Genomic DNA, 21,275 nt, shown 5'->3' with positions numbered 1-21,275 from the left:
GCGGTCGCCTACGCCACCGTACGGAGGGGACGCCATGGCGGGAACGCGCCGGGTCCGGATCGGGATCGACACCGGGGGCACCTTCACCGACGCCGTCGCCCTGGACGAGGACACCGGCGAGCTGGTCGCCACCAAGACCCCCTCGACCCCCGGCGACCCGTCTGCCGGGTTCATGGACGCCGTCGCCAAGGTCCTGGCGGCCCTCGGCGGCGACACCGCCGTCACCTCGCTGTCACACGGCACCACCGTCGCCACCAACCTGCTCCTGGAGGGCCTCGGCCCTGGCGGCCTGGGGTTCATCACCACCGAGGGCTACGAGGCCGTCCTGGAGATCGCCCGCCAGGCGGTCCCCGACGGCTACGGCAACTCCTACTTCTGGGTCAAGCCCGACCGCATCGTCCCCGCCGACCTGGTGCGCACGGTCGGCGGCCGGCTCGACCACACCGGGGCCGAGCTGCGCCCGCTCGACGAGGCGCAGGCCGCGGCCGCCGCCCGCTGGTTCCGCGACCGCGGGATCGACACCATCGGGGTGTGCCTGCTGCACTCCTACGCCGACCCCGCCCACGAGCGCCGGGTGCGCGAGATCCTGCGCGCCGAGCATCCGGCCGCCACCGTCTCCATCTCCTCCGACGTCCTGCGCGAGTACCGCGAGTACGAGCGCTCGGTGACCACCCTGGTCGACGCCGCGGTCAAGCCCGGGGTCGCCCGCTACATCGCCCGCATCGGCGAGCGCCTGGACGCCGAAGGCCCCGGGCCCGGTGCGGACGGTGACCGGGGCGGACCGGTGCCGGCCGGCGGCGCACGCCCCCCGTTCCTGGTCATGAAGTCCAACGGGGGCGTCGCCTCGGCCGCCGAGGTCGTCAAGCGGCCCATCACCACCGTCCTCTCCGGCCCGGCGGCCGGGGCGCTGGGCGCCGCGCTGCTGGCCGGGCGCGCCGGCTTCGACCGCATCCTCACCCTCGACGGCGGCGGCACCTCGACCGACGTCTCCGTGGTCATCGGCGGGGAGCCCGGCGTCACGACCGAGGGCTCCGTCGGCCCCTACCCGTCCAAGATCCCGATGATCGACATCGTCACGGTAGGCGCGGGCGGCGGATCGATCGCCCGGATCTCCCCCGAGGGCACCCTCAAGGTCGGCCCCGCCTCGGCGGGCGCCGACCCCGGCCCCATCTGCTACGGCAACGGGGGGACCGAGCCCACCGTCACCGACGCCCACGTCGTGCTCGGCCGCATCCCGCCGCACCTGCTCGGCGGTGAGATCCCGCTCGACACCGACGCGGCCCGCGCGGGCATCGCCGCGCTCGCGGGGCGGCTGGGGATCGGGGTCGAGGAGGCCGCCGCGGGCATCCTGGAGGTCTCGGCGTGGAACCAGGCCAACGCCCTGCGCCGGGTCACCGTGCAGCGCGGCCTCGACGTCCGCGACTTCCACCTGGCCGCCTTCGGCGGGTCCGGGTCGCTGCTGCTGTGCCCCCTCATCGACGTGCTCGGCCTGGCCGGCGCCGTCGTGCCGCCCGACCCCGGCAACGTCTCCGCCTACGGGCTGCTCGCGGTCGACGTCAAGAACGACCACGTCCGCACGTTCGTCCGCCGCCACGACGATCTCGACCCCGCCGCCGTTGCGGCCGTGCTCGGCGACCTGCACACCGAGGCCGGGGCCGCCCTGCGCGCCGAGGGGTTCGGCGGCGATCCCGGGCGGATGCGCCACGAGCGCAGCGCCGACCTCCGCTACTTCGGCCAGGCCTACGAGGTCCGCGTCCCGGTGCCCGAGGGCCCCGTGGACGCCCGCCTCACCGCGGAGGTCGCCGGCGCCTTCCACGAGGCCCACCGCCGCCTCTACGGCTACGACTTCCGCCACGACCCGCGCCAGCAGGTCGAATGGGTCAACCTGCGGGTCTCGGGCACCGGCCTGATCCGCCGGCCCGAGGCGCGGGAGTCCCCGCCCCGGGACGGCGGCCCCGCGCGCTCCCGCACCGGGGAGCGCCCCGTCCGCTTCGACGCCGGTGATCCCCTGCCCACACCGGTCCACCGGCGCGACCTGCTCGCCCCCGGCGACCGGATCACCGGCCCCGCAGTCATCGAGGAGTTCGGCGCGACCCTGCCGCTGCACCCCGGGTTCACCGCCGAGGCCGACCGCACCGGCGCCCTGATCGTCGCCGCCCACGCCCCGGCCGCGGGCGGGGCCGCCCCCGCCACCGCCGACACCGCCCAGGGGGCCCGCCCATGACACCTGATCCCCGCAACGCCGCCGACCCCGTTCTCGTCGCCATCGTCGAAGGCACCCTGGCGTCGGTGGAGAAGGAGGTCGAGACCGCCATCGCGCGCACGTCGCGGTCGCCGATGATCCGCGACGCCCACGACTTCCGTGCCGGTATCCACGACCGCCGGCTGCGCAAGCTCACCGGCCGCTCCTACTCCGCCCTCGTGCACCCCGTCGCCCGGGACTTCCCCGTCGCCGCCATGCGCCCCGGCGACGTCTACTTCCACAACGACGTCTACGAGTCCGAGGGCGGCATCGGCCACCTGCCCGACCTCTGCGTCACCGTGCCGGTGTTCCACGACAGCGGGCACGGCCCCGAGGTCGTGGCGTTCGTCCAGGCCTTCGGCCACCACGACGACATCGGCGGCGCCTGCCCCGGGTCGATGCCCTCGGGCGCCACCTCCGTCTTCGAGGAGGGGCTGATGGTGCCGCCCATCAAGCTGTGGGACCGGGGCGTGCGCAACGACGCCGCGCTGCGGATCATGGTCCGCAACTCCCGCATGCCCGAATCCCTGTCCGCCGACCTCGACGCCGAGTGCGCGGCGTGCCTCATGGGCGCCCGGCGCCTGGCCGAGCTGTTCGACCGCTACGGGCGGAACGCGGTCGAGGCGTGCTTCGAGTCGATCCTGCGCACGACCACCGAGACCTACCGGCGCGAGATCCTCGCCAAGATCCCCGACGGCACCTACGTGTGGGAGGACTACGCCGAGCACGACGGGGTCGACGCCCCCCGGCTGCACCGCCAGCGCATCACCCTCACCAAGGTGCCCGGCCGGCTCGTCATCGACTTCACCGGCACCTCGCCCCAGGCCAAGGGGCCCATCAACCACGCGGGCGACTACGCCGACGGCAACTTCCTGAAGAAGTGGCTGGCGCCGGTGCTGCGCAACCTCGCCGACTCGCCCGAGCGCATGGCCGAACTCGACGTCAACGAGGGCGTCGTGCCGCTCATCGAGATGCGGTTCCCCGAAAAGGGCACCCTGCTCACCCCGGTGTTCCCCGCCCCCACCAACGCCCGGACCTTCGTCATCCTGCGGCTGCTGGGCGTGCTCTCGGGCGTGCTGGCCAAGGCGGTCGACGGCCGGATGCCCGCCGACCAGGAGACCATCCGCTACACCGGCCTCCACGGCACCGGCGCCGACGGCGCCCCCTACCTGATGCGCGAGGTGCTGGGCGGCGGGTCGGGCGGGCGCCACTACGCCGACGGCGAGGACACCATCCACGTCGTGCCCGACTCCCGCAACCTGCCCACCGAGTTCACCGAGTCGCGGTTCCCGTTCATCGTGGAGCGGCTGGGCCTGGCGCGCGACTCCGGCGGCCCCGGCTACCACCGGGGCGGGCTGGGCTATGAGAAGCACATCCGGATGCTGCGCGACGCCTCGTTCATGTCCATCGCCGACCGGTCCATCCTGGCGTGCTGGGGCGTCAAGGGCGGGCGCGCGGGCGCGCCCTTCCAGGTCACCATCGACCCCGGCGGCCCCCGGGAGCGCGAGATGGGCGGGCTGGTCGACGGCGAGCCCGTACGCGCCGGGGAGGTCATCCGCATCCGCACCACCGGCGGCGGCGGGTGGGGCGACCCGCTGGAGCGGCCGGTCGGCGCCGTCGTCGCCGACGTCCGCTGCGGCAAGGTCTCGCGCCGGGCCGCTCGCGAGGACTACGGGGTGCCCGTCGAAGGTCCCGACGACGCCCCGCACGCCGATCCCGCCGCCGTTGATGCGCTGCGCGACCAGCTGCGCCGCGACCGCCCGGCCGACCCCCCGTTCTTCGACCGGGGCCCGGGCTACGCCGTGCTCTCCGGCGGCGCCGCCTTCCCCGAGGTGGACCGCCTGTGAGCGGGCTACCGGGACGCGGGCCCCGGGCCCCCGGGGGTTGGCGGGGGCTGGCGGGGTCGGCGGAGGACCAGAAGACGACGAGGAGACGAGGTGGTCGCGCATGACCAGGCCGGTCGAAGTGCACAAGGTGGCGATCGAGAGCGTGACGGACGCGTCGGGGCTGGCCCGGCTGATCGACGGCGGCGTGTTCGCCGCCGACGACGTCCTGGCGGTGATCGGCAAGACCGAGGGCAACGGGGGTGTCAACGACTACACCCGCATCATCGCCGACCGCGCCTTCCGGGAGGTGCTGGCGGCCAGGGGCACCCGCGGCGCAGCGGACATCGCCCGGGTGCCGCTGGTGTGGTCGGGCGGGACCGACGGCGTCCTCGCGCCGCACGCCACGGTCTTCGCCCACGCCCCCGAGGGGCGCTACGCGCCCGTCGATGAGCCGCGGGTGGTCGTCGGCGTCGCGATGAGCGAGGCCATTCTCCCCGAGGACATCGGGCGGCCGGCGATGGTGCGCAAGGTCGCCGCGGGGGTGCGCGACGCTATGCGCGACGCGGGTATCTCCGACCCCGCCGATGTCCATTATGTGCAGACCAAGACGCCGCTGCTCGTCCTGGACACGATCAACGACGCGAAGTCCCGCGGCCACGACGTCTTCACCGAGGACACCCTCAAATCCATGGACGTCTCCAATTCCACGACGGCATTGGGAATCGCCACGGCGCTCGGGGAGATCGAGGAGCCCTCCGCCGCGCAGATCCACGCCGACCTGTCGCTGTACTCGTCGGTGGCCTCATGCTCCTCGGGCGTCGAGCTGGACCGCGCCCAGATCGTGGTGGTGGGCAACGCGCGCGGGGTCGGCGGCCGGTTCCGGGTGGGGCACGGTGTGATGGCGGACGCGCTGGACGCCGACGGCGTGTGGTCGGCGATCCGCTCGGCGGGGCTGGACCTGCCCGACCGCCCGCACCCCGATGACCTGGGCGGGCGGCTGGTGAACGTGTTCCTCAAGTGCGAGGCGGATCCCACGGGCCGGGTGCGCGGCCGGCGCAACATCATGCTCGATGATTCGGATGTGCATTGGCACCGTCAGATCAAGGCCACGGTCGGCGGTGTCGTCGCGGCGGTCACCGGCGACCCCGCGGTATTCGTCTCGGTGGCGGCGGTGCACCAGGGGCCTTCGGGCGGCGGGCCGGTTGCGGCCGTGGTGGATCTCGGCGGCTGATCGGCCGTTACCCGCGGTAACTCGCCTTATGTGCCGTCGGAGGCGTTTGCCTGCGACGGCATAATCCTTGTCAGGTGTGGCATTCGGCCACGGGGCGTGACGAAAGCCCTTATGCAATTGCATTGTCGGGATGTAAGATTCTGGGAATCCGTATGAGGAATCCATGGTCGGTAATGCTTTTCGGTACGGCATTATGTTGACGGAGGCCAACCCGAATGACGGGAGAAGTGTCGGACGTGGCTCACGAAGTCGGTGCTCAGGAGAAGATCACCTATGGCCGCAACGACCGGTTCGCCGGCGGACCGGTCGGCGGCGGCAGGTTCTGGGTGGACGAGCAGGGACGTCCCGTCGCCAAGATCGGCGGACCAGGGGAGTGGCGCCGGACCGGCATGATCGACGTCCGCGTCGGCGACACGTTCACTGTGGCGGGCCAGACCTGGAAGGTCACCGACATCGTCGACCCCGACGCCCCTGAGGCCTACCTGCTCACCATCCGAGTGAGCTGACCGCACCCGCCCCCCGGCGGCACCCCCCATACCGTTCCCCCCCGCGCCCGGCCCCGCCCGCGCGCGCCGCTCACCGTGCCCGGAACACCGGGACCCGTCCCCTACCCCGCCCGGTCGTCGACGGAGAGGGCCGCTTTGCCCGCGGCGACCGCGGAGGCGGCGGCCTCCATCGACGTGTAGACCGGGATGCCGGCCGTGCGCGCCGATGCGCGCAGCCGGTCGGCCAGTTCCGGCGGCCCGCATTCGCTGTTGCGCAGCACCAGCGTGACCCGCGTGCCCGGCAGGGCCGCCTGGAGCGCCGCCAGAGCCCCCACGTGGTCCGGCAGGCGGGCGAAGGCGGGGTCGTCCGCCGCCGCTTCTCGGGGACCGCCCTCGGCCGCTCCCGGGGTGGCGGTCGCTCCGGGGGCGGCGGCCTCCGCATAGGCGGCGAAGCTCTGCACGTTGATGTGCGCCACCACATCGGGCACCCCGTGCTCCAGGGCGACGGCCTCCGCCGCGCGGGCGAGCAGCCGCGGATCGCCCCTGGGCCCCACCGGCACCTCCAGCGGGTTGCCCAGCGGGGCGCCCGCGCCCAGCCCCAGAGCGCGCAGCGCGGCGCGGGCCCGCTCGCCGGGCGGGTCCAGGCGCATCCCCGCCGCGTCGAACGCGTCGGCGGCCAGCACCCCCGCCCCGCCGCTGGGACCCACCACCAGGACACCGGGCCCACCGCCGACAATCCGGCGGCCGGCGTGCAGCTCCAGGAAGTCCAGCGCCCCGATCAGCGCGTCCTGGCCGTGCACCAGCCCGGTCCCGCACTGCCGCGCCAGCGCCCGCCAGACGCGGTCGTCGGCCACCATGCCCCCCGTGTGCGACGCCGCCGCCCGGCGGCCCTGCGCGCTGCGCCCGCCCGCCAGCACCACCGTGGGCAACCGCCCCCGCGCCGCCCGCAGCGCCTCGAACAGCGCCCGACCGTCGCGCGGGTCCTCCAGGTATAGGCCGAGGACCCCCGTTGCGGGGTCGGCGTCGAGATGGCGGACGAGCTCGGCGGGGGAGACGTCGGCGCTGTTGCCGAGCGTGGCGACCTGGGAGAAGCGCAGCCCCCGGCGCTCGCCCACCCAGACGACCTCGCCGGCCAGCCCGCCGCTCTGCGACAGCAGGGCGATGCGCCCCGGTTCCGCGGCGGGGCCGCCGAGGAAGGTCTGCCCGCCCGCGGGGGAGTAGACGCCCATGCAGTTGGGCCCCAGCAGCCGTGTGCCGACGCCGCGTGCCGCCGCCAGCAGGCCGCGCTCCAGATCGGCCCCCTCCGGGCCGGACTCCGCGAACCCGCCGCTGACCACCTGGACGAACGGGATCCCGTCGGCCTCGCGCACCGCATCGGCGCAGGCCGCCGCGGGCAGCGCCACCAGCGCATAGTCCACCCGGCCCGCCGCGGCGCGCAGCGAGGGCACCGCGGGGACCCCGTCGACCTCGGTGGCCTCCGGGTGCACCGCCAGCAGCGTCCCGGGAAACCCCGCCGCCCGGTACTGGCCCAAGAGCATGTTGCCGAACCCGGGCCGGCGGGCCGAGGCCCCCACAACGGCCACGCCGCGTGGCGCGAACAGCGGCCCGAAGTCCGTCTCCGGTGCCGCGAGTGGCTCCGGCCCCCGCGGCGCGCCGGAGGCCGTCGTCGGCTCTGGGCCGGGGGCCGATCTCCGCTCGGCACCCGCGCGCACCTCCCGGCCCGGCACCGGCAGGACGGCCGGAGCCCGGGTGCCCTCGGCCGGGATCAGCCGGGCGTCGGCGGCGACGGCGCCCCCGGGGCCGGCGATGACCGGGTTCAGCTCGAACTGGCCCAGGACCGGGCCCAGGCGCTCCACGACACCGCCCGGCCCGCCCACTGCGACGAGCAGATCGGCCAGCGCCTCCCTGTCCACCGGCGGTGCGCCGCGCGCCCCGTTGAGCAGGGCCGCACCGCGCAGGTCGCCGAGCATCGCCTCGGCGTCATCGCGGTCGATCGGGCACAGCCGCAGCGTCGTGTCGTCCAGCACCTCCGCCCAGATCCCGCCGAGCCCCACCAGCAGCACCGGGCCGAACGACGCGTCGCGCACCGCGCCCACGATGAGTTCCACACCCGGCCCCACCTGCTCCTCCACCAGGAACCCGGCGGGGACCAGCCCGCGCCCGGCCAGCGCCGCCCCCATCCGCTCGGCGGCCCCCACCACGGCGGCGGGGCCGTCGAGGCCGAGCACCACGGCTCCGTGCTCGCTCTTGTGCACGATGCCGGGCCCATGGGCCTTGAGGACCAGCGGGGCGGAGAGTCCGGCCGCCGCCCGCGCCAGGCCTTGGGCCCCGGGCGCGGTCCGGCCGCGCGGCACGGGGATACCCGCGGCGGCGATCAGCGCCTTCACCTGCGGTTCCGGAACGGCGTCGATGGGGGTCACGCGTGTGGCCTTTCGGTGGGGGCGGCGGGTGAGCAGGGAAGGTGCCGGGTGCCCATGGGCCCGTGGGCCCACCGGCGCCGCCGCGGATTGAGGACCCTCCTGGGTCTGCCGCGGGCGGCTCTGAGAAGGAAGAATCCATGGTGAGCGGGACGACACCGGCCCCTGATGGGGCCGGGGTTGCGAGTTGTGGCACCCGTGTACGTTCGTGCCCGCTCCACGAATGTGCGCTGGACACGGGTGCATCCGGCCGATTAGACATGCACGTCGCGTGATCTCCGATCCCGCGGCCGCATGACCTCCCCGATCGGCCGGCAAGTCGCCCTCCGGTCCTCAATCGGGCCGGGGGGCGGCCCGTGCCACGGTCCGCGGGGGCGGCCGTGGCGCTACGGGTCTTCTCCGGCCGCGTGGAGCACGCGGATCTCGGAGCGGAGCAGTTTCCCGGGACCGCCCGATGCGTCCCGGCCGTGCGGAAGCCGGTCGGTGACCACCACGCGGTCCGGGCGCTGATGGGCGGGGAGCCGCGCTGCGAGCGCGGCGGCGATCCGAGCGGGGGCCGGATCGCTCCCCGCCCTCGGCACCACCGCCAGGACTACCTCCTGCTCGGCCGGCTCCGCGCCGTCGGGGTTGGCGGGCCGGCCCACCGCTCCGGCCTCGGCCACCTCGTCCAGTTCGGCGGCGGCCTCCTCGATCACCGCGGGCGGCGTCCACCTCCCGTGCTTGAGGATCGCGTCGGAGCGGCGGCCCAGGACGCGCAGCCGGCCCTCGGCGTCGATGCGGCCGAGGTCCCCGCCGACGAACCAGGGGCCGCGCAGTACCTCCGCCGTCTGTTCCGGCGCCCCGTCGTAGCCGAGCATGCGGTGCGGCCCGGCGAGGTTGATCTCGCCGACCTCGTCCACCAGGGGCGTCCCCGACGGGTCGGTGACGCGGATCGCGCAGCCCGTGCGCGCCCGGCCGACGCTGCGGGGGTCGCGGCCCGCCCCGTCGATCCGGCCGAAGGCGCTGTAGGGGGCCTCGGTCTGCCCGTAGTAGCCGTAGACGGCCGCCTGCGGCAGGCGCTCGCGGACGCGCGCGAGCAGGGCCGGGGCGATCGGCTCGCCGCCCAGGATGATCGTGCGCAACGAGGACAGGTCGGCGCCGGCGTGCGCGTCGTCGGCCAGGAGCGAGGCGAAGAAGCTCGGGATCACGCTGATGTGGGTGACCTTCTCGCGGGGCACCACCGTGAGCAGCGTGCGCGGGCTCCACTCCTGTTCCAGGACCAGGCGCAGACCGCCGTAGAGCGCGGGCCCGGCGATGGAGGGGAACCCGATCCCCCAGATGATGGCGCCCGTTCCGAAGACCGCGTCGTCCCCCCGGGGCACGTCCTGCCAGAGCCGGGCGGTCGCCAGCGCGCTCGCGTGGCTGTGCACGACCGCCTTGGGCGCCCCGGTGGAGCCCGAGGTGTGGAACAGGGCCAGCGGGTCGTCCCCGCTGCCGTGGATCTCCGGTTCTGTGCCGGGGGCCGCCGCGGTGAGGGCGTCCAGGTCGGCCGCCCCCTCGGCCGGGCCGCCCGCCCGCACCCATGAGCGGACTCCGGGCAGCCGCGGCCGGACCGCGGCGGCCAGAGCGTCCGTGCCGCCGTCGTGGACGAGGACGGTGGCGCGCGAGCGTCCGACCGCGTGGGCCAGGACGCCGGCGTCCCAGAAGGGGTTGAGGGCGACGGTGACGGCGCCGATCTTGAACAGGGCGAGGTAGATCTCGGCCACGGCGAGCGTCCCGCCGAGCAGCGCGGCCACGCGCTCGCCGGGCCGCACCCCGAGGGCGGACAGCGCGTGCGCCCGGCGGTTCACCGCCCGGTTCAGCGCGTCGTAGGACAGCCCGGGGCCGCCCTGATGGGTCAGCGCGATCCGCCCGGGCGCGGCGAGGGCGTTGGCGGTGAGGACCGCGTACCCGTAGTTCTGGAACGGGTCGGCGGCAACGTCGGACGACACGGCGGCATCCCTTCCTTCCTGGGCTCGGGGCGGGGCGGCCTCGCTCAGAGGCGGGGGCGGGCGGCGGAGGCGCGGCGCCGCTCCCTCCCGGCGTCGCGCGGACGGCGCGGGCCGGCCACGGTCAGCGGGGGTTGCGGGCGGTGAGGACGACGGGGTTGCCCGCGGGGTCCAGGACCGCGGCGCGGGTCTCGTGCGGACCCCGCTCGGGTGCGAGGAGCACCCGCGCGCCGCGCGCGGCCAGGTCCGCCACGGCCGCCTCCACATCGGCGACCTCCACCGCTATGGCGGGCACCCCGCCCGTGACGTCCTCGTCGCCGGAGGCCAGCGCCAGGGTCACGGCGCCGCCGTCCAGGGCGGCGAACCTGTCGCCGTCGGTGAAGCGGACCGGCAGCCCCAGCCCGTCGCGGTAGAAGGGCAGGCACGCGGCGATATCGGGGCCGGGGTACAGGACCGTGCGGATGGTCCCGGCGGTTCTGGGCGGGCCGTCAGCCATCGCTCTCCTCGGGTCGGAAATCGGGGATGGGGCCGAAGCCCGGCAGGTCGGTGAAGACCACCCGGACGGCCATGCCGATGGCGACGCCGTCGGGCGGGCGGCCGCGGACCCGGCCGAAGGCGCGCAGGCCGGGCTGCTCGGCCAGCTCCACCCAGGCGGCGGCGTAGGGGACCTGGGCGGCGAAGCCGGGCGCGAAGGGGCGGTGGATCACGGTGTGGGTGACCACGCGCCCGCGCCCCGAGACGGGTTCGAAGCCCAGACGGGTGCCGCCGCAGAACGGGCACTCGGGCTCGGGGAAGTGGACGTAGCGGCGGCAGGCCGCGCACCGCTGGATGGCGAGCATCCCCCGCCGGCACGCCGCCCAGTAGGGGGCGGTCAGCGGAGTGGGGACCGGGACAGGCGGATCGTCGGAGCTGCCCATGCCCGCCCGACCTCCTCGAATGGGGAGCCGATCTGCTTGCCAAACTAGCGTATGCTTGGTTTTCCGGCAAGGTCGGCGGACCCGCGGCGGAACGGCCGCCGCCGGCACACGGCAGGCAGGGGGCTGATCGGTGACATCGTCCGACCTGGCGGGGCGCACGGCGCTGGTGACCGGCGGGGCCGGGGGGATCGGGCGGGCCGTCTGCGCGGAGCTGGCGGGCAAAGGCGCGGCGGTCGTCATCGTCGACCGCGACCCCGATGCCGCCCGGGCCGCCGAGGAGGTGCCCGGCGGGCGCCACCTCCCCATCGACCTCGACGACCCCGGCGAGGTTGAGGCCGGGATCGAGCGGCTGCACGCCATCGCACCCCGGGTCGACATCCTCGTGCACGGTGCGGGGATCGCCGTCGTGTCGCCCTTCACCGCGAGCGACCCCGCCGACTGGGACCGCATGTGGCGGGTGAACGTCCGCGCCCCCATGCGCATCACCCAGGCCCTGCTCCCCGCCATGACGCAGAGCGGTTTCGGCCGCCTGGTCTTCATCTCCTCCGACGGCGCCCGCGCCGGGTCCGCCGGCGAAGGCGCCTACACCGCCACCAAGGCGGCCCTGCTGGGCCTGGCCAAGACGCTCGCCCGCGAGACCGCCGCAGCGGGCGTCACCAGCAACGCGGTCTGCCCCGGCCCCACCGACACCCCGATGCTGCGCTCTATCGCCGGCGACCACCCCGGGCTGGTCGCCAAGCTCGCCCGGCAGATCCCGGCCCGCCGCCTGGGCACCCCCGCCGACGTCGCCGCCGCCGTGGGGTTCCTGTGCACGCCGGCCGCCGGCTACATCACCGGCCAGACGCTCTCGGTCAGCGGGGGGATCACCATGCACTGACCGCCCGCGCGCACGGGGGCGCGGCTGCTAGCCGAGGCAGTCGTAGACCGCCTTGAGCAGCCGCATCGAGCGGATTCCCCCCGACAGCTCGCTGCCCGTCCTGTTCATCACGTAGCCGAGGGAGACGCCGTGCTCGACGTCGGCCAGCCCGATGGACCCGCCCGACCCGGTGTGGCCGAAGGCGCTGCGCCAGGCCGCGCGCGGCACCGCGAAGACCAGGGAGGGGCGCATGAACCCCAGGCCGAAGGAGCTGTCCAGGTGCAGGACCCGGTCGGCGCCGGTGACGCGCGGGGTCAGGGCGCCGTGCAGGGTCGCGGGCGCGATGATCCGCCCCGCGAGCAGGTCGCGGTAGAACCCCGCCAGCGCCGGTGCGGTGGTGACGATGCCCGCCGCCGGCCACCCCGCCGCCAGCACATCCCGGTTGTTGAACCGGCCCGGGACGTCGGCCATATCGGGGTTGTTGAAGGTGCGCGAGAGCAGGCTGGCGGGGTCGCGGGTGGCGCGCACCATCCGGGCGACGGCGTCGTCGCCGGTCGGCGGGGCGTCCGACCCGGTGCGCTTCGGGCGGGCGTCCGCGGGGCCCTTCGTCAGCCGCGCGGCGCGGTCGAGCACGTCGCCGGGGGCGCCGACCCACAGGTCCAGGCCCAGCGGTCCGGCGATCTCGTCGGCGACGTAGCCGCCGACCGTCCGGCCGTCGAGCCGCCGCACGATCTCCCCGGCCAGCCAGCCGAAGGTGAAGGCGTGGTAGCCGTGGGCGGTCCCCGGCTCCCACACCGGACGCTGCGCGGCCAGCAGCGCGGCCATGGCCGCGGGGTCGGCGGCCTCGGCGGCGGCCACCGCGCGGTCGAACGCGGGCAGCCCCGCCTGGTGCGACAGCAGGTGCTCGCCCGTGACCGCGCCCTTGCCCGCTGCGGCGAACTCCGGCCACCACGACGCCACCGGGGCGCCCAGGTCGTGCCCGCCGTGCTCGGCCACCCGCAGCGCCGACGCCGCGGTCACCGCCTTGGTGCAGGAGAACGCGAAGCAGGGGGTGTCGTGCTCCCACGGGCGCCCGGTGGTGTGGTCGGCGGTGCCGCCCCACAGGTCCACCACCGGCTCGTCGCCGATGTAGACGGCCAGCGCCGCCCCGGTCTCCAGCCCGCGGGTGAAGTTGTGCTCGAAGACCCGGCGCACCCGCTCGAAGCCGGGCGCGCAGTCCCCGTGGATCGCGGCGTCCTCGGTCACCATCGCCCCCTGTCGGCATCGGGCCGGCCCGCAACCGGCCCACGGTCGTCTCCCGGATGCTTTCAGACCCGCGGCCCCGCGCGGGTACGGGGGCGCCGATCCCCGGTCCCGTCCACCTACGACCCTGAGGACACCACACATGCCCACACCATCGGACAACTGGGGCCGCTGGGGCGAGGACGACCAGGCCGGGACGCTGAACCTGCTCGGCCCGGCCGCCGTCCTTGCCGCCCTCGCCGCCGCCCGCGACGGGCGGGTGCTCAGCCTCGCCCTGCCGATCAAGGGGGCGACGTCGGGCACCGCCGCCACCACCGTCCCCCACCTGCGCGGGCGGCCCCTGCCCCAGCACTACATGTCCATCGACGGCGCCGACTACGCGGCCGGAACGCGCCCGGTGGGCGCGGGGCTCCGGGTCGCCGACGACGCCGTCGTCGTCTCGCCGCACGGCACCACCACCCATATGGACGCGCTGTGCCACATGTGGGCGGGGGAGCGGCTGTACAACGGGCACCCGGCCGACCGCGTGCGCAGCTACGGGGCCGGCCGGCTCGGCATCGAGCACGCCGCCGCCCGCGGCGTGGTGGCCCGGGGCGTGCTCTTCGACGTCGCCGCCCACCGCGGGGTCGGCCACCTCGGCCCCCGGGACCGCATCGGCGCTGACGAGCTCGCCGCGATCGCCGAGGCCCGCGGTTTCTCCCTGCGCCCCGGCGACGCCGCCGTGGTGCGCACCGGCTGGCCGCGGATGTGGGACCCGCGCGACCCCGCGCGCTACCAGGGCGCGCAGCCGGGCCTGGCCGCCGACGCCGCGCGCTGGCTGGCCGAGCGCGACCCCGCCCTGGTCGCCGCCGACAACGCAGCGGTCCAGGGGCTGGACGACGACGGCCGCTCCACCGAGGACCTGCACGACGACGTGCACCTGACCCTCCTGTGGCGGCACGGCGTCCACCTGGCGGAAATGCTGTGGCTGGAAGACCTGGGCAGCGCCGCCGCCGCATCGGGGCGGCCCGACTTCCTCTTCATCGCCCTTCCCCTGCCCGTCCGGGGCGGAACGGGCAGTCCCATCAACCCTGTCGCCGTTCTGTGAGCCGTGCTTCCTTGGTCACGCTCGCCTCCTCGCTCCGCTCCAACGGCCCAGCGTATGGGCCTGCGGCCAGGGGCAGCGCCGCCTCCGCTCGCTCGTCGGCTCGCCGTGACGAGACCGCATTCCGACAATCGAACCGTCCGAAACCGCTCGCCACGTGAGCGGGCGACTACGTTCTGCGTCTGGTGTGAATGCTTATGTGCCGTTTATCCTGGCAGGTCAGATCGGCGCCGAATACGCACGTCAACGCTAGATTGAGACATTTCGGTTATCTGATGTGACCATCCGCGTGACCTACTGACCGTTAACTCGTGTCGACGCCATGCTTTTCCTCGCCACCGCGGCAGGCTCCGCCCCCGAGAGCCGCCATGGTGGGCATCCCCCGCTGCCGGTCCCAGGAGCTGTCCCCCGCTCCTGGGGCCGGCGTGCTTTCCGGACCTTTACGGCACAGGCCCCCGTATGGATTGAACGCGGCCCTCACCGATTTCGGTTCTCCTCGCCCGGATATCCGCCGCCGCCGTGGGCGGCGTCGAGCGCCGCGTAGTCCGGTGCGCCGCCCGTGCGCGGGATGGTGCCGGTGAACACCACGCGCCGGGGCTTCTTGTACGACGCGATGGCGGCGGCGACGTGGGCGATCAGGTCCTGCTCGGTCACCCGCCCGCCGGGCGCGCGGGAGACGACCGCCAGCACGCTCTGCGTCCACACGGGGTCGGGGACCCCGATCACAGCGGCGTCGGCGACGTCCGGGTGGCCCTTGAGCGCCCTCTCCACCTCGGCGGGGTAGATGTTCTCGTTGCCCGACTTGATCATGTGCAGCCGCGGCCCGATGAACGTGAGGGTGCCGTCGTCCTCCCGGCGCCCCAGGTCACCCGTGCGGTACCACCCGTCGGCGAACGCCCGCGCGTTGAGATCGGGCCGGCGGTGGTAGCCGGTGAACACGGTGCGCCCGCGCACGGCGATCTCGCCCGTCGCGCCCGTGGCCACTTCGGCGCCGTCGGGCCCGAGGATGCGCACCTGCACGAAAGGCGAGGGGCGCCCGGCGCCGCCCTGCCCGCCGGGCCCCAGGGCCAGGTAGGTGAGCATGCCGCCCACCTGCGTCTGGCCGTAGCCGCCCATGCCCGACGCGTTCCAGGGGTCGGTGCCCACGCTCACCTGCGCGTCCCACTCCGGGGAGTGGGCCACCGACGCCAGGCTCGACAGGTCGTGGCGCGGGGCGCCGCCGGGCCCGCGGTTGGCCTCGGCGACCGCGGTGAGCATCGGCCCGAAGCCGAACATCTGGTGCACGCCCTCGGCCTCGATCAGCCGCGCGGCCTTGGCGGCGTCGAACGCCGGCAGGAACACGTTGGTGCCCCCGGCCTGGAAGGCCGCCAGGTGGAACATCAGCGTGCCCACGTGGAACAGCGGGCCGCTGTTGAGGAAGGTGAACCCCGGCCCGATGTGCCGGACCTGCGCCAGCGCCGCGCTGTGGGCGATGAGCGCGTCGTGGCTGAGCAGCGCGCACGCCGGGCGGCCGTCGAAGGCGGCGGTGTAGAGCCCGACCGCGGGGTCCGCGCCGTCCACGGGGCGGCCGGGGCCGCGCGGGTCGGCGTCGGCGAGCAGCCGCTCGTAGCCGGGGCCGCCGCAGTCCAGCCAGCGGCCCGATCCGCCCGCCGCGGAGCGCGCATCGGCCGCGGCGCGGTCCTCGCCGGCGTCGTGCCCCCGCTGCCACAGCACGGCGGCGGGGTCGAGGTCGTCGAGGACGAAGGCGACCTCGTCGGCGCTCTGCCGCCGGTTCGCGGGGACGAAGACGGCCCCCAGCCTGGCCGCCGCCAGCAGCCCCTCTTGCAGGTGGACGGAGTTGCGGCCCAGGTAGAGCACCCGGTCGCCGGCCGACACCCCGCTCTCGGTGAGCACGGCGGCCAGCCGGTCGACGCGGTCGTCGAGCGCGGGGTAGGTCAGCCGGACACCGCCGTCGACCGCCGCGGTGACCCGTGGCCGGCTGCGCCGGTGCTCGCGCAGGATGTCGCCGAGGGTGAGTCCGTGCACGGACATTGGGCCTCCGATGGCCGGATCGCCGGCGCGCGGCCGGGGCGGTGTCCGGCGGACCCGGCCCCGCCCGCGGCTACCGGAATGCGGGTATGACCTCGCGGGCGAACAGCCGCAGCAGCCCGGCGGCCTCGTCGGTCGCCATCCGCCGGGTGCTGCCGAAGTCGCACAGCAGGTGGTCGAAGCCCATCTCGCCGAGCATCCGGATCTGGGCGACCACGCGTTCGGGGTCGCCGGCCACCTCCAGCTGCTCCCAGCGGAAGTCGTTGCCCACCTCGCCGCCCTTGAGGTAGCGGTGCTGCCAGTACTCGAAGCCCTGCGCGGTGGCGCCGGTGCCGCGGTCGATGGGGGCGCTGCGCTCGTTGAAGATCCGCGAGCGGTCGAAGGCGGCCTCGAACCGGTCCAGGTCCGCGCGTGCCCGCTGCACCGTGGGGGCGACGTGCACCGAGCGGGCGACGACCAGTTCGGCGGCGCCGGCGTCGTGGCCGTGGGCGGCGGCGGTCGTCCGCCACGCCTCGGCCGCGGCGGCGACCTTGCGGAAGGGTGCCGCGGGGTCGGCGAGGATCGGCAGGCCGCGCGCCGCGTAGCGCTCGACGGTCTCGGGACTGACGGCCGCCACGTGAACGGGCGGGTGCGGCAGCTGCACCGGGCAGGGGACCAGCTCCACGCCCTCCTCCAGGCCGGGGGCCACGGAGCCGAACGCGCCGGTGCGGTGGACCGGCTTGCCGCTCCACAGGGCCAGCACGGTGTCGAGGGCTTCGTCGAACCGGGCCCGCGCCTCGGCGAGGTCGACGCCGAACCCGTCGAACTCATAGCCCTGGTAGCCGCGGCCCACGCCGAGGTCGAGGCGGCCGCCCGAGAGGACGTCCACCTGGGCCGCCAGCTCGGCGACGTGCACGGGGTGGTGCAGGGGCAGCACCACGATCCCGGTGCCCAGGCGCAGCCGCTCGGTGCGGCCGGCGAGGTGGGCGAGCAGGCCGAGCGAGGACGGCACGGTGCCGTAGTCGCGGAAGTGGTGCTCGGCGATGCGGACCCCGTCGAACCCCAGCTCTTCGGCGAGTTCGATCAGCCGCAGGTGGTGGCCGTAGACCTCGGCCGCGGTCTCGCCCTCGAACCGGTGGAAGAGGTGGAAGGTGGAGAACTTCATCGGGACTCCTCCTGATGTGGCCCCGTGGGTTCCGGTCATGGCCCGCCCGCGAGGGGGATCCCCCTGATCACGGAAGGGGAGGGCCCAGAGGCGTCCGCTCCTCGCGGGCGAGTGCATCGGGGTGGCTGAATACGGGTGTCCAAGCATCCAAGTACAACCAAGCGCTCGCTTGGTATGCTAACAGCTCTCTTCCGCCCCCGCCAGCGCGGGCGGCCGGGGCGCCGGGCGCTAGGTTCGGGGTATGGCACTTCGACACATCGCGCTCTTCCGCTGGATCGACGGCACCACCCCCGAGCAGGTGGCGGCCGTCCGTGAAGGGCTGGCCGCCCTGCCCGCGGCGATCCCCGAGCTGGACGCCTACGCCTTCGGCCCCGACCTGGGCCTCGGCGCCGGGAACTTCGACTTCGCCGTCGTGGCCGACGTCGCCGACGAAGCGGCCTACGCCGCCTACCGCGACCACCCCCGGCACCAGGAGGCGCTCGCGATCGTGCGCCCGCTGCTCGCCGACCGCGCCGCCGTCCAGTTCCGCACCGACGGCGCGGGATCCCCGGGGTCCGAGGGTGCCCGTTAGATCATGTTCTCGTCCCGTTTCGAGCCGCCCGCCCGGAGTGTCCGCCGACGATCCGGCGGACCGATGTCCCAGCGGAGACGGGTGATATAGGGGAACGCCCGGCGGCCGAACCGAATTCGGTCCCGGGTCTTGCCTTAGAACGTGTTGCAGTATTACCTTCTGTTGCAGAGCCGAAGCCCGGCGGCAGCGCCCGAGGGGACCCCCGTCCCCGGGCACGCGCCGGACGGCAGGCAGGAGAACGCGTCACCTGCCGGAGGCGGATCGCGCCCCGCCTCCGGCGGGCGGCGTCCCACCCGCCCGGGAGGCCTGCCCATGCGCCGCAACGGGATCGCCGGCCGCGCCGCCGTCATCGGCATCGGGATGACCCCGCTCACCCGCTCCTCCGGCCGGACCGAACTCGCCCTCGCCGCCGACGCCGCGCGCGCCGCACTGGCCGACGCCGGCATCGGCCCCGACTCCGTCGACGCCGTCCTCGGCTACCACCTCGGCGACTCCGCGCCCGCGACCGACCTCGCCCGCACCCTCGGCATGACCCGCCTGGGCTGGCACAACGACATCCACGGCGGCGGCACCCAGTGCGCGTCGATCCTCGGCGACGCCGCCATGCTCATCGCCACCGGCCAGGCCGAGACCGTGCTCATCTACCGTGCGCTCAACGGCCGGTCGGGCCGCCGGGTGAACCGGGCCGGGCTGCGCCTCGGCGACGGCGTCGAGCAGCAGTTCACCGCCCCCTACGGGGTCGTGGGGCCCGTTCCCTGGTTCGCCCTCGCCGCCCGCCGCTACCTGCACGACACCGGGCTCACCGAAGACGACCTCGGCGCCGTCGTCGCGGCCTCGCGCCGCCACGCGGCCGCCAACCCCCGGGCGCTGCGGCGCGAGCCGCTGACCCCCGCGTCCTACCGGAGCAGCCCCATGGTCGCCGACCCGCTGCGCCGCGCCGACTGCTGCCAGGAGACCGACGGCGCCTGCGCCCTGGTGCTCACCGCATCGGAGCGCCCCGTGGCGGCGGGCGCCCCGCGGGTGCGGGCCGTGGTGCGCGGTGGCCGCCCCGGGTACGCCCGCCCCGACCGCAGCCCCGACCTCGCGGCGGTGTTCTCCGGCCACATCGGACCGCTCATCTACCGGGCCGCCGGGATGCGCCCCGCCGATGTCGACGTCGCGCTGCTCTACGACGCCTACTCCTTCCTCGTGCCGCGCCAGCTCACCGACTTCGCGCTGCTGCCGGCCGCGGGCCTGTCCGCGGCGCTGCGCGGCGGCGCGCTGGAGGCGGGCGGCGGGGGCGTGCCGGTCAACCCCCACGGCGGGCTGCTGTCCGAGGGGTACGTGCACGGCCTCAACAACGTGGCCGAAGCGGTGCGCCAGCTGCGCGGCGAGGGCACCGTGCAGGTCCCCGGCGCCGCCGTGGCGCTGTGCACCGGGTTCGGCGGGGCCTACGGCAGCGCGGCGATCCTCACCGCGGCGGGGTGAGCGGGGCCGTCCCCGCAACCGGAACGCCCAGCTCCTCGATCCCGGAGCGCGAGCGCGGGGTGAGGAACCAGTCGCGGAACCGCTCGTGGGGGGTGAGCGGGCCTTCGGGGGCGAGCGCGTCGGCGCCGATCAGGTGGAAGCGGTAGCCGAGCGGTTCCAGCACGGCGGCCAGGGCCACGGTGTCGGCACCGGGCAGGACCTCGCACACGATGTCGGGCCGGTGCTCGGCGAGGAAGCCGCGCCCGTGCCCGAACACCGCCGCCTCGGTGCCCTCGACGTCCACCTTCATCACCACCGCCGACCCCGTCGGCACCCGCCCCGTGAAGGAGTCCAGCGCGGCCACCTCCACGGGCACGCCGTCGTCGAAGGCCAGCCGCGTGGAGTAGAAGCACGGCAGGGCCGAGCCGCCGGAGCGCGCGGGCAGCGCGATGGCGGAGCCGGGGTCGCCGAGCCCCACATGGTGCAGGGTGGTGCGGTGCAGCACCCGGTTGCGGACGCAGTTGTCGAACAGCGTGCCGAAGACCTCGGGCACGATCTCGAAGGCGTGCGCGCGCAGGCGCGGGTTCACCGCGGTCCCGGCCAGGGTGAACAGACCGGTGTAGGCGCCGATGTCGAGCATGACGTCGGCGCGGCGGGCCGCGGCGGCGAACACGCGCAGGGCGAAGTCGTCGGCGGGCTGGGGGCGGCGCCCGCGGCCCCAGTACAGCTCCTTGGCCACCACGCACCGCGCCGGGTGCAGCATGACGTATTCGGCCCCGTCGACGTACCCGGTGACCTCCCGGGTCGCCGCCGGGACCGGGAGCCGGCCGGTGGTGCGCAGCCCCGGCGCCGCGACCCCTACGGCCGCGCGCATCGCCAGGTTCGGCAGCCGCCAGCCCAGCACCCGCTTGACGTGCTTTTTCATGCCGTGCCAGCTCTGCCGCCGCCCGGCCGCCGTGGCGCGGAAGTCGACGGAGGGCGCCGCCCGCTCCCCGGAGCCGCCCCCGTCCTCGCTCGGCGGGGCCGTCCCCGGTGCCGTGGGGTCGTCCGGGGTAGGGGTGGTGCGCTGGGCCATGACCGCCCTCCGTGACGGCGTGGGTGCTGGGCGTGGCCAGACTAGCCCGATGCGGTGCCGCGCGCCCGCTGCCACGCGCGCGGCGGCCGTCGCGGCGGTCCCGTCAGGACCCGGCGGGCGAGGTGGACCGTTCGCCGAGGCTGATGCCGTCGAAGAGGACCGTCATGAAGTGCCCGGCGAGGTCGTCGGTCGTCAGCGCGCCCTCAGGTCGGTACCACCGCACCGTGACCCAGATGGTGTCGCGGATCATCCGGTAGGTGAGCTTGGGGTCGACATCGGTGCGGAACACCCCGGCGGCCTGGCCCCGGGTGATGACGTCGATCCAGATGTCCTGGATCTGCTCCTCGACGGTGCCGAGGTAGTCGAAGCGCGGGAACTGCCGCAGGTAGTTCCAGTCGTTCTGCACCACGGTGATCGCGGCGCGGTGCGGCTTGAGCGACCGGTAGGCGGCCCGGATCAGCCGGGACAGGATCTCGTCGGGGGCGCCGCCCTCGGCGACCGCGGCCTGGTAGTCGCGCAGGAGTTCGTCGAGGAACGAGGACAGCACCTCGTCGACGATCGACTCCTTGGAGTCGAAGTGGTGGTAAAGGCTCCCCGAGAGGATGCCGGCCTCGTCGGCGATCTCGCGGACCGTGGTCGCCTGGAACCCCTTCTGGGCGAAGAGCTCGGCGGCGAGCCGGACCAGGTTGCCGCGGCGCTCGGAGGCCAGCGGGGAGGAGGCCTGGCGGCCGCGGCCGGGCTTGC

The 21,275-nt window shown here is 75.2% G+C and carries 17 protein-coding genes; 8 read left to right on the top strand and 9 right to left on the bottom strand.

Features of this window, described 5'->3' with window-relative positions:
- Nucleotides 1-34 precede the first annotated feature (34 nt).
- The 4 genes from ACFOVU_RS26380 (at nt 35) to ACFOVU_RS26365 (ending at nt 5,805) form a co-directional block, all read left to right on the top strand.
- The gene (locus ACFOVU_RS26380; RefSeq protein ID WP_378537921.1) at nt 35-2,224 is read left to right on the top strand and encodes a hydantoinase/oxoprolinase family protein; all 2,190 of its coding nucleotides are present in this window, start codon (nt 35-37) and stop codon (nt 2,222-2,224) included.
- Complete coding sequence (locus tag ACFOVU_RS26375) at nt 2,221-4,089, top strand: hydantoinase B/oxoprolinase family protein (RefSeq protein ID WP_378537920.1); 1,869 nt, start codon at nt 2,221-2,223, stop codon at nt 4,087-4,089. The genes ACFOVU_RS26380 and ACFOVU_RS26375 overlap by 4 nt, the downstream gene beginning before the upstream one ends.
- Before the next feature lie 100 nt (nt 4,090-4,189).
- Nucleotides 4,190-5,299, top strand: a complete 1,110-nt coding sequence (locus tag ACFOVU_RS26370) for a barbiturase (RefSeq protein ID WP_378537919.1) — start codon at nt 4,190-4,192, stop codon at nt 5,297-5,299.
- 236 nt (nt 5,300-5,535) lie between these two features.
- Entirely contained in the window at nt 5,536-5,805 is a 270-nt protein-coding gene (locus ACFOVU_RS26365; protein WP_378537917.1) for a DUF6406 domain-containing protein, read from the top strand.
- A 101-nt stretch (nt 5,806-5,906) separates the two neighbouring features.
- Here ACFOVU_RS26365 and ACFOVU_RS26360 read toward each other — a convergent pair whose 3' ends face one another.
- From ACFOVU_RS26360 to ACFOVU_RS26345, 4 genes are all read right to left on the bottom strand, one after another.
- Nucleotides 5,907-8,204 (bottom strand): acetate--CoA ligase family protein, encoded by a 2,298-nt coding sequence (locus ACFOVU_RS26360; protein ID WP_378537915.1) that lies wholly within the window; start codon nt 8,202-8,204, stop codon nt 5,907-5,909.
- Between the two features lie 383 nt (nt 8,205-8,587).
- On the bottom strand, nt 8,588-10,171 hold the full coding sequence (locus ACFOVU_RS26355; protein ID WP_378537914.1) for a class I adenylate-forming enzyme family protein: 1,584 nt from the start codon (nt 10,169-10,171) through the stop codon (nt 8,588-8,590).
- Between the two features lie 121 nt (nt 10,172-10,292).
- The gene (locus ACFOVU_RS26350) at nt 10,293-10,664 is read right to left on the bottom strand and encodes a VOC family protein (protein ID WP_378537912.1); all 372 of its coding nucleotides are present in this window, start codon (nt 10,662-10,664) and stop codon (nt 10,293-10,295) included.
- Nucleotides 10,657-11,085: a Zn-ribbon domain-containing OB-fold protein gene (locus tag ACFOVU_RS26345; RefSeq protein WP_378537910.1), complete on the bottom strand. Its 429-nt coding sequence runs from the start codon at nt 11,083-11,085 to the stop codon at nt 10,657-10,659. Before ACFOVU_RS26345 ends, ACFOVU_RS26350 begins: the two co-directional genes overlap by 8 nt.
- A 130-nt stretch (nt 11,086-11,215) precedes the next feature.
- Between ACFOVU_RS26345 and ACFOVU_RS26340 the strand changes: the two genes are divergently transcribed.
- Nucleotides 11,216-11,962 carry an SDR family NAD(P)-dependent oxidoreductase gene (locus ACFOVU_RS26340; protein ID WP_378537908.1) on the top strand — a complete coding sequence of 249 codons (747 nt, stop codon included), beginning with the start codon at nt 11,216-11,218 and terminating at the stop codon, nt 11,960-11,962.
- A 27-nt stretch (nt 11,963-11,989) separates the two neighbouring features.
- On the opposite strand, the gene ACFOVU_RS26335 is transcribed toward ACFOVU_RS26340, so the two are convergent.
- Entirely contained in the window at nt 11,990-13,189 is a 1,200-nt protein-coding gene (locus tag ACFOVU_RS26335; RefSeq protein ID WP_378537906.1) for a serine hydrolase domain-containing protein, read from the bottom strand.
- Nucleotides 13,190-13,325: 136 nt separating this feature from the next.
- Here ACFOVU_RS26335 and ACFOVU_RS26330 point away from each other — a divergent pair, with 136 nt between their 5' ends.
- Complete coding sequence (locus tag ACFOVU_RS26330) at nt 13,326-14,270, top strand: cyclase family protein (protein WP_378537905.1); 945 nt, start codon at nt 13,326-13,328, stop codon at nt 14,268-14,270.
- A 474-nt stretch (nt 14,271-14,744) separates the two neighbouring features.
- On the opposite strand, the gene ACFOVU_RS26325 is transcribed toward ACFOVU_RS26330, so the two are convergent.
- Both ACFOVU_RS26325 and ACFOVU_RS26320 read right to left on the bottom strand, forming a co-directional pair.
- Nucleotides 14,745-16,298, bottom strand: coding sequence for an AMP-binding protein (locus ACFOVU_RS26325; RefSeq protein WP_378537903.1), 1,554 nt, complete (start codon nt 16,296-16,298; stop codon nt 14,745-14,747).
- 70 nt (nt 16,299-16,368) lie between these two features.
- Nucleotides 16,369-17,439, bottom strand: coding sequence for an LLM class flavin-dependent oxidoreductase (locus ACFOVU_RS26320; RefSeq protein ID WP_378537901.1), 1,071 nt, complete (start codon nt 17,437-17,439; stop codon nt 16,369-16,371).
- A gap of 241 nt (nt 17,440-17,680) precedes the next feature.
- Between ACFOVU_RS26320 and ACFOVU_RS26315 the strand changes: the two genes are divergently transcribed.
- Complete coding sequence (locus ACFOVU_RS26315; protein WP_378537899.1) at nt 17,681-18,010, top strand: Dabb family protein; 330 nt, start codon at nt 17,681-17,683, stop codon at nt 18,008-18,010.
- Between the two features lie 312 nt (nt 18,011-18,322).
- On the top strand, nt 18,323-19,477 hold the full coding sequence (locus ACFOVU_RS26310; protein ID WP_378537897.1) for a thiolase C-terminal domain-containing protein: 1,155 nt from the start codon (nt 18,323-18,325) through the stop codon (nt 19,475-19,477).
- Here ACFOVU_RS26310 and ACFOVU_RS26305 read toward each other — a convergent pair.
- The gene (locus tag ACFOVU_RS26305; protein WP_378537895.1) at nt 19,461-20,531 is read right to left on the bottom strand and encodes an FkbM family methyltransferase; all 1,071 of its coding nucleotides are present in this window, start codon (nt 20,529-20,531) and stop codon (nt 19,461-19,463) included. The genes ACFOVU_RS26310 and ACFOVU_RS26305 overlap by 17 nt on opposite strands.
- A gap of 103 nt (nt 20,532-20,634) precedes the next feature.
- Nucleotides 20,635-21,275, bottom strand: a 641-nt coding sequence (locus tag ACFOVU_RS26300) for a TetR/AcrR family transcriptional regulator (protein ID WP_378537893.1), incomplete at its 5' end; no start/stop codon positions are given.

This window comes from Nocardiopsis sediminis (genome assembly GCF_042650565.1).
Taxonomy (GTDB): domain Bacteria; phylum Actinomycetota; class Actinomycetes; order Streptosporangiales; family Streptosporangiaceae; genus Nocardiopsis_B; species Nocardiopsis_B sediminis.
The sequence above is the reverse complement of the archived record's forward strand: the minus strand, read 5'-3'. Positions and strand labels throughout refer to the sequence as shown.